The organism is Mesorhizobium sp. PAMC28654, assembly GCF_020616515.1.
Classification (GTDB): domain Bacteria; phylum Pseudomonadota; class Alphaproteobacteria; order Rhizobiales; family Rhizobiaceae; genus Mesorhizobium.
This window is the reverse complement of the sequence record NZ_CP085135.1, coordinates 410,112-423,089: the sequence shown is the minus strand read 5'-3', so window position 1 is coordinate 423,089 and position 12,978 is coordinate 410,112. Positions and strand designations below refer to the sequence as shown.

Below are 12,978 nucleotides of genomic sequence, written 5' to 3'. Positions count from 1 at the left end.
GACCTCGATGACGAAACAGAGACAGTTTACGGATGCGTTCAAGGCGGAGGCGGTTGGCCTTGTGCGAACGAGCGGTCGGACGAAGCGGCAGATCGCGGAGGATCTTGGTGTTGGTTTCTCGACGCTGACGCGATGGATGGGTCGGCAGCTGGATCGTGAGATGGGCGATCCTGGGCGTCCGCCTGATGCTGATGTCGCCGCTGAATTGAAACGGCTGCGGCGGGAGAATGAAATCCTTCGGCAGGAGCGGGATATCTTGAAACGGGCGACGGCTTTTTTCGTCAAGGAGGGAAGTCGGTGAGGTTCGCGCTCATCGACCAGGCGAAGAAGGATTTCCCTGTGGACCGTTTGTGCGCGACGCTGGGTGTCAGCCCGAGCGGCTACTTTGCCTGGGGGCGCCGGCCGGCGTGCCGCCGGCAGCGCGACGACATGATAATGCTGGCGCATGTGCGATCGTCGTTCGCGCTGTCGAACGGAACCTATGGTAGCCCGCGCATGACGCGGGAACTGCAAGACAATGGCTTTGCCATTGGCCGGCGACGAACGGCGCGTCTGATGCGGGAGAATGGCCTCCAGGCAAGACAGAAGCGGCGGTTCAAGCGCACGACGGACAGCGAACACGCCTTTCCGGTTGCCCCCAATGTCATCGACCAGGATTTTGCCGCCACTGGTCCCAACCAGAAATGGGGTGCCGACATCTCCTACATCTGGACGCGGGAGGGCTGGTTGTACCTTGCTGTCGTCATCGATCTGTTTGCCCGCAAGGTCGTTGGCTGGGCTGCTGGCAACCGGCTACACCGCAGCCTGGCTCTGGCAGCGCTCAACAAGGCGTTCGTCATGCGGCAGCCGGAACCCGGCCTCATTCACCACTCCGACCGCGGCAGCCAATATTGTTCTATCGACTACCAAGCCGAATTGCGTGCCGCCGGCGTCATCATCTCAATGTCAGGCAAGGGCAATTGCTTTGATAACGCCATGGTCGAAACATTCTTCAAGACGCTGAAAACTGAACTGATCTGGCGCACCTCTTTCCTTACCCGCGCCGATGCCCAAGCCGCCATTGCCCGATATATCGACGGCTTCTACAATCCCATCCGGCGGCATTCCGCGCTCGACTACATCAGCCCGATGCAGTTCGAGCGAAACGCCGCCGAATGAGCAACCCGCTCTCCACTTTACCGAAGCAAGTCCAGACCATATCCGTTCGTTTCTGTCCCACAAGAGTTCCATTGACATTTTAGGAATTCTGTCCCACAATCTCTAAGAGGCTATTGGGAAAGGATATGGCATGTTCGTGGGCTACTGCAGGACAAGCACCATCGAGCAAAAGGCCGGTTACGAAGCGCAACTTCGGGATTTGAAATCGCAGGGATGCGAAAAGGTTTTCAGCGAACAGGTTTCTTCCGTTAATTCCAACCGCCCGGAGCTGGATCGGGCAATTGATTTTGTGCGAGAGAACGATGTTCTCGTTGTCACCCGATTGGATCGTCTCGCCCGCTCGGTTGCGGACCTGGGCCAGATTGTTGCCCGGCTCGAAGCCAAGCAGGTTGGATTGAAAATCCTCGACATGTCGATTGATACGACATCGCCCACGGGCAGACTTCTTATGAACCTCGTCGGATCGATAGCGCAGTTCGAGCGTGAAATTATGCTTGCTCGTCAGCGGGAAGGCATCGCCAAGGCCAAAGCGGAGCACAAGTTCAAAGGGAGAGCCCCAACCGCTCGGCGCAAGTCATCTGTCGTAGTGTCTATGCATCAGGCAGGCAAGAAGCCAGTCGACATCGCCAACGAGCTGGGCATTGGTCGATCATCGGTCTATCGAATTTTGGCAGAAGCCGCCTAACAATCACCGGGAGAGGTACCTAATGCCCCAAAATCGACTGATGTATCGTCGTCCAAAGACCCAGACAAAGACATTTCGCATAATCGAAATGCATTTGGCGGCAAAAAGCCCGTACCAAATTGCAGCCGCAGCCGGGTTAAGCCGATCCACGGTACGCAGGGTCATATCGGACATAATGGACAATCAGCAATCTGGATCGAAGGCCAATTGAACAGCAAATCGACCAAGGCGAAAAGAAAGGCAATCCCCGGATTCACACTGGCTGAACTCGACCAAAGGGATGGGGTCGAGCGATTTGACCATCTGGAGGACTCGTTCCACAAATATCTCGCCAGCGAGGAACGCAAGGCGGCAGCAAAGCTCGACTCGACAGCGAAATCGCAATGAACGCCGAGCACGTCAATGAAGCTGGATTGCGGCGATTTCCGGCATTTGGCTCAGTTGCTGGCGATGGAATTGGGAACTCGCTGCTCACATCCAGAAGATCGTGGGCATCCCGTTGTTCCGAGTGAATATGATCCTGCTAGGAGAGCGCTAAACCTGCCCGTCCCGCCGTCGAGACTGTTTGTTTGTCAGCATCATGAGTCTGCCATGGATGCATTTAATAGGCTGTAATAGGAGTTCCACGATCCGACAGCGCCTCAATATGAGGCAAAATGCTCAAAATTATAAATACCTCTGTATCACATTCGGTACAGCATCTAATTAACGGGACTATCAATATTGAAGACTCCAAAAATAAAGTCCAGCCTCGGATCATATCGCCTCGTCAAATCCAACATTTTCGACCACATGACTTCAACATTAGAAATTTACGGCGAACAAAGCGAGCATCCTCTGATATGTATGCTATTAGAGCAGGCTCACGATTCCGAACAAATCGAATTGGAAGACGATGATGTTGGCTAACTCAAACAAAAGGCTTTCAGCAACACTGCTTCCGGGTGACCATCTCCGATTGATCCGGCTTTCCGAAACGTCTGGCGTTTCCGTTTCATGTATTGCTCGACAAGCAATTCGAAAATATCTCGATACACAGAGTTGAGAAAGCTGACTTAATAAGCCAGAGCGCCAATGCATTTTTCAACGCTTTAGCCTAAACCACCCGTAATTACACCAGATCACGCCTTTTTACGAATGTAACAATTCGTGATCGATGTTTTGAAATTTGGATTGAGCTCGACGGATACATATTAGAACAGAGATTATGAATTTGCGAGTTTGACGATTAAAGCCCCATCGCCATCCCGGTTGGTTCCGGACACGTGCAATCGAGTAGTGACCACGTTGCGAATATGCCGCTGAGATCGAACTTTTAAAAATGGGTAATACGGAAACCAGAGCATCCGCAATGCTTTGGAACAGCCAAGCGGAAAAAGCTGTCTATAAGAAAATTCGCAAGAGTAGGAGCGTGAAAATTCGTCGCCTACAAACTTCATGATCCGGGTTCTATCGATTTCATGAAGTTCCGCCGAAAGTCGGGCACAAGGAAAAAACGGACGACCTTTCCTTACCCATAAAACGGGGTTCGCCTTATAGAACGTATCTGATGGCCATAGTGCATAGGTATCAGGATTACACTTTTCCCCTTCCACTTTGGGATTGGTCTTTCCAGCACTTTTTTGGAAAACCGATTCTAATGGCAGGGAAAAGTGTATCCTTCAACCAGTGCATCATTAGATTCTTGTGTTGATAGGTTATAATGAAATCAATTGGAATATTGAGCGAAGCGAAATTGCCGAAGGCAACCAATTGAATGTGCAACAACCGATTTCGCCTTTTTCAAAGGCTCATTGCTTCGCATACTTTTAGAAAGATATCTGAATCGAATAATGCCCTATCCAAAACATTTTTACCCATTGGACGAACGAGTCCCAAGAAGGAAATACGTTCAATATAGAGAGTGCAGCGAAAACGTTGCAGGATTACTTGTGCAAAGTGGGGATAAAGGGCGGCGGTTTAATATCGAGGCCATAAATGGCAGACGTTGTGACCAATTAAATTAGCGGTTCGTGCCTTCGGCCCGAATTCCTGAGAGTCTGACTCATAATATTTCTGATGGATATCATGGATTTGCGATGCGCCGTGTCATGAGTTGAACGGATGCGAGGAGCAGCCAAGCCGTGGAGCTTTCGATGGTCTGCTCGAAGTCCTTGGACAGGCGTCGGTTGCGGCCGAACCAGGCGAAGGTTCGTTCCACCACCCACCGGCGCGGGAGCAGGACGAAGCCTTTTGCGGCGTCGGATCGCTTGATGATTTCGAGGGTCCAGCCACCTTTTCCCCTGAGCGCGGTCTGGAGTTTTTCACCGGCGTAGCCGCCATCGGCGAAGACGTGGCGCAGCCAGGGAAAGCTTTCCCGAATAGAAGCCAGAACCTCGGGGGCGCCGTCTCGGTCCTGGATGTCAGCGGTATGGACGATCGCGCCGACCAGCAGGCCCAAGGTGTCGGTCAGGATATGGCGCTTTCGGCCTTTGATCTTCTTGCCCGCATCGTAGCCACAAAGCCCGCCGCTTTCAGTGGTTTTCACGCTTTGGCTGTCGATTACGCCGGCGCTGGGCGACGCCTCCCGACCTGCGGCGACACGCACGGCCATCAGCAGCAGGTGGTTGATCGTGTTCCAAAGGCCGCTGTCGCGCCAAGCGTAGAAATAGCGCTGCACCGTCGATACCGGCGGCAAGTCCCTGGGCAGCATTCGCCAAGGCAGACCGCTACGCAGCACATAAAACACGCCCTCCATGATAGACCGCTGCGACCATTTCGGCGGGCGGCCAAGCGCCGAGCGAGGCGGAAGCAGCGGTTCCAGAACCATCCATTCCGCGTCCGTCAAATCGCTTGAATAACGTAGTCCCTTTCGGGCATGCTTGGCGCGGGTGATATCAGTCCACATGTGATGCTCCGTCGAGGCTTCGCAACTCCGATTGAATCACAAGTCATTGATATCACCCAACTTCTTTTTGGGTCAGACACTGAGGGAAATCTGTTGGATCGAGGGAGAGCCACGACAGCAGGCTTCGACGGCATTTAAAAATGGCAACAGATTTCGTCCCGTCGTATCCTAGTGGTGAAAACCTAACGCTTGATACCCACAGGGAATGGCAGGAAACGACCCATACCCGCTGAGTTCAGTTACACTAACCGCAGAGAAGGCTTTGCTCAGTATGTTGGATTCAAAAACAATCCGAATGAAAGTGGCAGGAGAACTCCATACCCGCCTTGGGGCGAAATGGTTTAAGCCGGACAGCACCAAGCTTGTGGTGGCATCTGCGGACAATCAGACGGACTTCGACATCGAGTTCGACTGCTATGCGGACCGCCGGTACGGAGATTATGATTGCGCCCTTGTAGTTGTGTTCAAGTGGAAGAAATTCGCCAAATCATACAAGGATTTCGACGCTTGGTATGAACTCAAAGATCCAAGTTCGGCGCAGTTCAAAACTCAAAGTTCTCGACGGCTGAACAAACAATTTCTTAGAGTATCTTTTGATGGCATCGACGGAAACTTTGTCGGAGGTCGTGGTCCCTTTTGGGTCGCAAACGAAAGTGATCTTGATGCCTTCATAGCCCAGTGCGTCGATGATCTCGACGGCAGGGTTGGCGAATGGATCAAGAGGTGGTTCACATGGCGTTCGGCGATGGAGGTGATGAGCGGCAATGAGCAGTTATGTGGTTCATGGCGAGACCATGCTTACTTCTGCCTGCTGCGACAAGTTCACGGGCATGAAGCAGCTTGCGCTTGGGTCAGCGGTATCGACTGGGCAAATTGGCCATCATTGCTGGCAGCTCATGTCGAGTATCTGCAGTCGCAGGTTTGTGGTGCAGATCTAGCGCCGCCGGTTTCTACAACATCGGCCAGGTGACGACGACTTGGACCGTGCCACCGCTATCTGTCACCTGCCCGAATGGCCGCTTTCTACCCATTGCGGTCGTATCAGCGGGTATCAAGCGTTAGGTTTTCACCACTAGCACCCGCTAAGGGCTCGTATTTTGCCAATCAGGGTCTTGCCGTATTTGTAGATGGTCTGGACCTCCGCCTTACCTGCACAGACGGAGCCATCGGATCTGGAATATGTATACGAGACAGCGACCTTGTCGACGCCACGCCGTGCAATGGATTCGAGTTGCAGCGGAACGGAAAGCCCACCGAAAAATGAATGGATAGAAGCCTCGTTGAACGGGCCGATGCCTCGTTTTTCAGGAACCACGAGGGCCGCAGCCGAAACCCCATCGGCGTTGGACAAGGCATTGTAGAACGCAGCGGCTGCCTTCATTGGATCGTACGGCTCGGGTGCCGTTTGCCCGTCTCCAGTGCCCGGAGACATAACGTTCGCTTGATACGAACCTACCTGTAGGCCGAGTTCCCTGGCCTTATCCCATGACAGCCAAGCCATCCCTTCAGGCGGCGCAGAAGTGACGAAAACGATTGCATTCTGCGAAAGCCCGATTTGGTTGAGATACGCCCCGATCAAAGCGTTCCCGACACCCGTTTCGCTGGCAACGCCATTGTTGACGATATAGGATGCATGGAAGCCAAGTTTGGCTTGCTCGCCCGCCAGCCGTGGCGAGCCAGCGAGCCAAGTCAATGCACATGCGGAGGCACAAAGGGTTTCGCTTGCCACAGCGGTAGCGAAACCCTTCAGCCTAATAGCCCGACCTATTTCCAGCGCCGGCAATACCGATCCGCCCTCGCTATCGAGCAGAACAATTGCTTGCCCGGTCGTCGCAGCGATTTGACTGAACTGGAGATCGTCGTTGGGCTCTATGATCCCGGTAACCGTGATCAAGTCCGGCGAACCCAACGCTTGGGGTCTTTTTTGGATGACCGCCGCACTGGCATGCCCCGCCAACAGCGTTGCCGCAACTAACCACAACAATCTGCCCACTTTACCCTCCCACCCATGAGGCTTTGCATTCTGCCAGAGCCGTAGTTTAGGGCAAGACAACGGACACAGGATTTAAAGATCGAGCAGCTAACCATGGCGGCCAGCAGCATTGATAAATCCATTTGTCCCAATGATTGCCTCTTCCAAACCACCGATCTGGCACTTAGACATAGCTGTGCATAAAAGGGGGGAAGCTTATGACCGTCGATCAAATCAATGGCAAAGCATCAGGGATGGTGATTTTCGGGTGGTTTGTCGGCCTTGCTTATTACAACTGGTTTTCTCGGAGTCCAATATCGGTCCCGATTTGGGCACACATCGTGCTGATTGTCGTCGGAATGTTTGCAGCATCCATCATCATCGGCGGCGGTCTGGCACTCATTGCGGCTGGTATCACCAAGGCGGTCACCGGCAGTGCGCAAGGTAGTCCTCATGCTTTTTCGTGGGCTGCCTTCATCGGCCTAATCCTGGCTTTTTTTCCCGCCGGCTATGCTTTGGAAATGTTCAAATCATACACGGTTCAAACCGCTGCCGCCGACCATCTTTCTTTTACATGTAAGCAGCCCCTTCCCGAATTCACACTTGGAGAAAAATCCAACCCAACAAGCGATCAACTGACCCATTTTTGTGATTGCGTCTGGTCTAAATTCCCGGATGGCGGTTGGGAACAAGAGACCTCGAAGAAAATACGAGCCGGTGAAGATCCCGGTTGGCGTGGTAGAGCCTTTAACCAACGCTTTTCAACAGCGTTCGAGGATTGTGGCGCTTACAGTCTTTGAGACGTTCCATGGCGTTCGCCTGGCAAAGTCAGATTGCTGAACGCTTTGGCGTCTCGGTTGTCACGGCGTCGGGGTGCATTCACCATCGAGTTCGCTCGCATTAGCCCAAGCTGAAATTCACGCCCATCCGGGCCTCGTGAAATTCTTCAATGGTTCTGGTGGCCTTCGGCAACTTGGCCGCATTTCCCTTGAAGCCCATATTCGCCACGGCAAAGGACTCTGTGGCATCCCGGTTATCCGGATAGATCAAGCGTGATGCGCCACCTTTGAAACGCACCAGATATTTTGAATCTATAGCTGATGGTTTCACGTTACCCGCTGCATTCAGCCAGAGTTCCCGCTCTGACTCATTGGTGGCCTGTTTGGCTGCTTGCAGGTAACGCTTGCGCCAGTGAATCCTATCCAGTTCGATGAACTCAACAATGGTTCTGATATGTTCAGCGGCCTTTGCTCGTAGCTGATACAGTTCGGCCATTGTCACTTCGCTGGGTCCAGTTCCTACCCTTGGAAAGGTGATCCGGTTGCCATCGTTTGACGCTTGCTGTTCTGACTGGATTTTATTCCGCTCAATCGCCAATGCGCCTATCTGTTCGTTTATGGCCTTTAGCTTGGTGGCGTTCTTCACCATGGAAGGCTGCAACGATTCCCGAAGGATTTCGTCATCAACGATCATTTTGATGAAGGTCTGTTGGGATTTGAAAAGCGCAATCCGTTCGCCTTCCAATTGCTGAATCTGTTGCGTAATGGTGTCTTGGCGTGATCCCGTCCCGCCATGGATGATGGTCTTCAGATCGATCTCAGCTACGAATGACAGGAAGGATTTTTCAAACCGTTCATAGTTCCATGGTGCTGCATCCATGCACTTACCCACCAACGAACCCTTGCAATAGAACTGGATAGCCCGGCCCGGCTTTGGGTTTCTGATAGTCATGGGCTCAGCGCAATGGTGGCATTTGGCAATGCCACCAAACAGGTTCGAATAGGCTTGCCCTTTCCTGCCCTTACCGGTGCGCTGGCGTTGTGCCATGCCAGCTTGCGCCCGATTGTATTCTTCAACGGTGATGACCGCTGGAAAGATCATGCATGGGTCTGATTTCGGTGGCGCATACAGACCGTAAGTGGCCTTGGATTTCAGGATGTAATGGACGTTCGCAATGGTCCAATATTCTGCCCTGCCCTTCCTGCGCTTATCCATGGCGAATGGACGGACCCCAGCTTCGTTCAGAATCTTGGCGATCTTGGGCAGGCCACACCCGTTCAGGCTCAAATCAAAAACCCGCCTGACAATCTCTGCCTTCAGTTCATGTAGCTTCGCCTTGCCCGTCTGTGGGTCTTTGAGCAGCCATCCCGGCAGGTTGCCTGACACGACTTCACCAGTGGCAGCGGCCTTGGCATTGCGCTTGATATAGCTCTGCTTAACTCGCTTGCCCTTTGTGGCCGACTCTTCCTTCGCTCGCATGGCCACAAACACAATCATCAGCGCATCCATGTCATTGCAATCGGGATGGTAGGTCTTGGAATCGGTAAGCGTGACAATTGAAATTCCAGCCTTCCAAATCTCTTGGACAATGGCAGCGGTAGCGAACACGCCTTGGCGGCTTAGACGGTCAATCGACTCCACCAGAAGGTAAGAACCACGCCGGATTTTCCCGTCCTGTGCAGCCTTCAAAAATGCCCCAAGCGCACTCGCCTGTTCAAGGTTCCTGCCCTTGAAGGCAGACACGCCGGCATCAGTCATGATCCTGTCATCGGCCAATGGGATTCCGTTCTCGATACTCCATTTCTCGGCCAAGGCGAATTGCCGCCTGAAGCTATCGCCTTGCTCTTGGATGGCGGTGGACCATCTGATGTACGAATAGGCCACTGGTCCGGCGTATGTCAGCGCTGTTTCGCTGACCGAAGCAATGTGAAAATTCACTGTAGAATCGGATTCTTCTGAGAAATCCACTATAACTTTATCATTATAATTCATGAGGTTAGCTCCGCTCGGGCACATATAGGAACGTGCCTCACGGATGCAAGGGTTTCCCTTATGTCCAAACGTTTAGTCGATGACCCGCCACACGAATCCGGCGGCAAAGACGCGCTCAGCCATGGTCGAGAGAATGCGGTCATCCGCGATGCCGGCCACGGCCGCATTGTCGGGCGCCGGCCCCAGCAGTGACGCCAGTTCGCCCTCACCGCCCTTGCGTTTTGCGGCACGCAGACGAATTTTTCGAAAATCTGCCATCGCACCCTCGCCAATTGCCGCGAATGTACCACTTCCCGTAGAAGCCGGCAGCCTCTACGTCTGTCGAGGACATAGCTATGGGGACGAGCATGGACAAGACGAAAAGACGTCTGCCAAACCGTTGGCGAAGGCGACGGGCGGACGGTCTTGATTCGTTCAACGACATGCCGCCGCAACAGCGGTCAGCTTCATGACGGAGTTCATCCATCATCTCATCGAACAATACGGACTGCTTGCCGTTTTTCTCGGTTGCGTCGCCGAAGGTGAAAGCGCGGCGATCCTGGGTGGGTTCTTCGCGCACCAGCATCTCTTCGTTCTCTGGCATACCGTCCTTGCGGCCGCGCTGGGCGCCTTTGCCGGTGACACGCTGTTCTTCATTCTTGGGCGAAGCTTCGCCGAATATCCATTCGTGGTCAGATTGAGAAAACGGCCCGGCTTCAGGCGCGCCTACCGGCTGGTCAACACGCATCCCAACATCTTCGTCCTGTCGAACCGCTACATCTACGGACTTCGTCTCGTCGGCGGCATAGCGGCTGGGCTCTCGCGGATAGGCATGCTGCGCTTCGTCATCCTGAACGCCATATCGTCGGTGATCTGGGCGGTCCTGTTCAGCGGCATTGGTTATGTTTTCGGGCTGGGCGCGGAGCAGATCGTCGGCAAGGCCCTGGCGCGCCACGAGAAATTGCTGATCGGCCTCGCTATCGGCCTGACCGTAGCCGTCATCGCCTGGCTGATCGCCCGTTACGCCTCGAGGAAGGAACGCGACAAGGAAGTCAGGGAAACCGGAGGAGCCTAATCGATGCCGAGAGCGCGGTCGCCGCGATCGAGGATCAAGGGGATGATCAGGTCTTCCTCATCGGCAAGATGCCGGGTCAGCATGGCGATCAGCCTGCTGTTCTCGTCGGCATACGCGTCCGCGGCGAAACGCTGCTTGTCCTCGCTCTCCTGAAGCGTCGGATGAAGGCGTTCGCCGCTTCGGCATTGCGCTCCAATCCTTCATGGATGGTATGATGATCGGCATCGAGGATATCGAAGCCACGCTTCAATCGGGTCTCGGCCTTGGCGAAGACCGGGAAGTAATGGTGGTCCTCGACATTATGATGGCCATCGAGATTACCGAGGAAATGGTTGAGGCGCGGCGCGAACCATTGCGCGAAGTCCGGCGCCGTCAGCCTGCCCTCGCGGTAGTCGCCAATGCCCGCGGTCAGCATGCCACCGAGTTCGCGGAACATGTCGTGGCGCTGCAGCCACATATTGGCAATGCCGTGGATATTGGCATGCCCTTGCCAGTTTTCACGCGGGTATTTTTCGGCCAGCCAGCGCAAATCGTCCGGTAGGCATGCACGCTCTAACAGAAGCAAATTGCCCGCTTCGCTCATGACAGTCTCCTTTGGTGACCGTCATGTAGTGACTGAGCCGTCAGATCGGTAGTCCCGTGATCCGCTCGATCAACGCGATGCCCCAGACGCCGGCAACGATCACGACCGAAATCAGCACCGCCAGCGAGCCGCAGTCCTTGGCCAGTTGAATGTCTATGTGGAACTCGCGGGAGATAGCGTCGCACGCTGCTTCAATGCCCGTGTTCAACACCTCCACCATGATCAGGAGCAGCACCGCACCGATCAGCACTGCGTAGCCGCGCCACGACGTCGAGACGAACCATCCCAGCGGCAAGGCAAGCACCAGCAGCATCAACTCCTGCTGGAAGGCCTTTTCGCTGGCGGCCAGCTTGCGAAACGCCCGCACCGAATTGAAAAACGCGCCGATCAGCCGCTGCATGCCAAATCCCCGTCAGAATCACCGGCCCGAGATAATGCAATGGCGGCATCAATGGAATAAGGTGGTTTGTCCAAAACTCACTCGTTTGCAGACAAGGTCACAGCTCTGATCTCGGTTGGAATGGTCCAAGACCATGCTTTCGGATACGCCTTACCTCAAAACCGGCTCATCGTTTCTACAGCCTGAGGTAGAAAAATCTTATGAAGCCACAGTAAATTAAGGAAACTTTAGCGCGCCCGCATTTATCATGCCGGCGAGCGAAAGTCGTGGGTGGGGACGCGTCACTTCGCAAGATGCTCTGGAATGTCGAGTTGCGTTCCCCCGGTCGGTGACATCCGGCACTCGCAAGTCCGCGATGGCTCCTAGGGTAGAGTGAACAAAACATGCAACCGGCAACCGCCCAGACCGAACGAAACGCCGACATTGCAAGCACGGTTGTGGCGACCATGCGACAGTTGGGCGTCCTGGGCCTGCCGCGCAACTACGAGATTTTCTACGAAGCGCTGAGCGGCACCAATCACGAACTCAGCCTTGCCGTCGTTTCGCTCAGCAATCGCCCGACCCAGGACGAACTGGACAAGATCGGACGCACCTTCTTCGCGCAGAACCATGGCCCTAGCATCGTGGAACACGCCAGGGATGTGATTGCCAAGGAACTCGAGGACGTTGCCTCGCTGCTGAGAAGCGAGCGCAGCCACATCGAGAAGTACGGCCGGATTCTCGACGAGACGTCGAGCGGGCTGAGCAACCGCAGCCTCCTTTCGCAGGATCTCCTGCAGAAGATCGCCAATGCCATGGCGACGGCCACCAATTCGACGATCAACCACGGCCGGCAGGTTGCAACCACGCTCAGCGACAAGACAGCTGAACTCGAGAGCGTGAAATCGAAGCTCGAAGAGTACAAGCGGCTCGCGGACACCGATCCGCTGACCCATATCTGGAATCGTCGCGCCTTCGACAAGGAAATCACCAGGATCTACAACAGCAACAAGGGCATCCTGTTCAATGCCCTGATCCTTGCCGACATCGACCGCTTCAAGGACATCAACGACCGCTACGGCCACCCTGTTGGCGACAAGATCATCCAGATCATCGCCGACATCCTGCAGACCAGCATTCGTGGCGACATGTTCGTTGCCCGCACCGGCGGCGAGGAGTTCGCGCTGATCATCGAAGGCGCCAGCGAGGATACAACCTACGAGATAGCCGAGCGTATCCGCGCGCTGATTGAACAGACTCCTTTCACCAGCAGCCAGACCGGCACGAATTATGGCACCGTCACGGTCTCCATGGGCATCTGCATGGCATCGGAGGCCGAAAACCCCGAGGATCTTTACACCAAGGCAGACCGTGCGCTCTACCGCTCGAAGGTCGGTGGCCGCAACCGTGTGACCAGGCATTCGACCATGGCAGGTCGCTCCGGCAAGAGCTGGCTGCTTTACAAGAAAGATTGACGCCCGACCGGCC

At 54.5% G+C, this 12,978-nt stretch carries 11 protein-coding genes and 2 pseudogenes; 7 read left to right on the top strand and 6 right to left on the bottom strand.

Annotated features, from left to right (window positions below):
* Nucleotides 1-7 precede the first annotated feature (7 nt).
* The 3 genes from LGH82_RS02020 to LGH82_RS02010 all read left to right on the top strand — a co-directional run bounded on the left by LGH82_RS02020 (nucleotide 8) and on the right by LGH82_RS02010 (nucleotide 2,230).
* Nucleotides 8-1,158 (top strand): IS3 family transposase gene (locus LGH82_RS02020; RefSeq protein WP_413771365.1). Its coding sequence is split into 2 segments (ribosomal slippage): nucleotides 8-272 and nucleotides 272-1,158, totalling 1,152 coding nucleotides; the frame shifts between segments, so codons are not numbered across the junction.
* A gap of 130 nt (nucleotides 1,159-1,288) precedes the next feature.
* The gene (locus tag LGH82_RS02015; protein ID WP_227347079.1) at nucleotides 1,289-1,843 is read left to right on the top strand and encodes a recombinase family protein; all 555 of its coding nucleotides are present in this window, start codon (nucleotides 1,289-1,291) and stop codon (nucleotides 1,841-1,843) included.
* Nucleotides 1,844-2,050: 207 nt separating this feature from the next.
* The gene (locus LGH82_RS02010; protein ID WP_227347078.1) at nucleotides 2,051-2,230 is read left to right on the top strand and encodes a hypothetical protein; all 180 of its coding nucleotides are present in this window, start codon (nucleotides 2,051-2,053) and stop codon (nucleotides 2,228-2,230) included.
* A gap of 1,678 nt (nucleotides 2,231-3,908) precedes the next feature.
* Here the strand turns inward: LGH82_RS02010 and LGH82_RS02005 are convergent.
* Complete coding sequence (locus LGH82_RS02005) at nucleotides 3,909-4,730, bottom strand: IS5 family transposase (RefSeq protein WP_227343936.1); 822 nt, start codon at nucleotides 4,728-4,730, stop codon at nucleotides 3,909-3,911.
* Nucleotides 4,731-4,935: 205 nt separating this feature from the next.
* On the opposite strand from LGH82_RS02005, the gene LGH82_RS02000 reads away from it, so the two are divergent.
* A complete protein-coding gene (locus LGH82_RS02000; protein ID WP_227347077.1) occupies nucleotides 4,936-5,700 on the top strand; it encodes a hypothetical protein in 765 nt (254 codons plus the stop codon).
* Nucleotides 5,701-5,802: 102 nt separating this feature from the next.
* Here LGH82_RS02000 and LGH82_RS01995 read toward each other — a convergent pair whose 3' ends face one another.
* Nucleotides 5,803-6,723 (bottom strand): hypothetical protein, encoded by a 921-nt coding sequence (locus LGH82_RS01995; protein WP_227347076.1) that lies wholly within the window; start codon nucleotides 6,721-6,723, stop codon nucleotides 5,803-5,805.
* Nucleotides 6,724-6,920: 197 nt separating this feature from the next.
* Here LGH82_RS01995 and LGH82_RS01990 point away from each other — a divergent pair, with 197 nt between their 5' ends.
* Nucleotides 6,921-7,502: a hypothetical protein gene (locus LGH82_RS01990; RefSeq protein WP_227347075.1), complete on the top strand. Its 582-nt coding sequence runs from the start codon at nucleotides 6,921-6,923 to the stop codon at nucleotides 7,500-7,502.
* Nucleotides 7,503-7,602: 100 nt separating this feature from the next.
* Here the strand turns inward: LGH82_RS01990 and LGH82_RS01985 are convergent, their stop codons facing one another.
* On the bottom strand, nucleotides 7,603-9,474 hold the full coding sequence (locus tag LGH82_RS01985; RefSeq protein ID WP_227347074.1) for a recombinase family protein: 1,872 nt from the start codon (nucleotides 9,472-9,474) through the stop codon (nucleotides 7,603-7,605).
* A gap of 75 nt (nucleotides 9,475-9,549) precedes the next feature.
* A pseudogene (locus LGH82_RS01980) lies at nucleotides 9,550-9,732 on the bottom strand (DNA-3-methyladenine glycosylase I); the annotation flags it as partial.
* 190 nt (nucleotides 9,733-9,922) lie between these two features.
* On the opposite strand from LGH82_RS01980, the gene LGH82_RS01975 reads away from it, so the two are divergent.
* Nucleotides 9,923-10,528: a DedA family protein gene (locus LGH82_RS01975; RefSeq protein ID WP_227347073.1), complete on the top strand. Its 606-nt coding sequence runs from the start codon at nucleotides 9,923-9,925 to the stop codon at nucleotides 10,526-10,528.
* Here the strand turns inward: LGH82_RS01975 and LGH82_RS01970 are convergent.
* Both LGH82_RS01970 and LGH82_RS01965 read right to left on the bottom strand, forming a co-directional pair.
* A pseudogene (locus tag LGH82_RS01970) lies at nucleotides 10,525-11,111 on the bottom strand (hemerythrin domain-containing protein). The gene LGH82_RS01975 and the pseudogene LGH82_RS01970 overlap by 4 nt on opposite strands.
* Nucleotides 11,112-11,151: 40 nt before the next feature.
* Nucleotides 11,152-11,511 carry a diacylglycerol kinase gene (locus LGH82_RS01965; protein ID WP_227347072.1) on the bottom strand — a complete coding sequence of 120 codons (360 nt, stop codon included), beginning with the start codon at nucleotides 11,509-11,511 and terminating at the stop codon, nucleotides 11,152-11,154.
* A 383-nt stretch (nucleotides 11,512-11,894) separates the two neighbouring features.
* On the opposite strand from LGH82_RS01965, the gene LGH82_RS01960 reads away from it, so the two are divergent.
* Nucleotides 11,895-12,965, top strand: a complete 1,071-nt coding sequence (locus tag LGH82_RS01960; RefSeq protein ID WP_227347071.1) for a sensor domain-containing diguanylate cyclase — start codon at nucleotides 11,895-11,897, stop codon at nucleotides 12,963-12,965.
* Nucleotides 12,966-12,978: the final 13 nt, after the last annotated feature.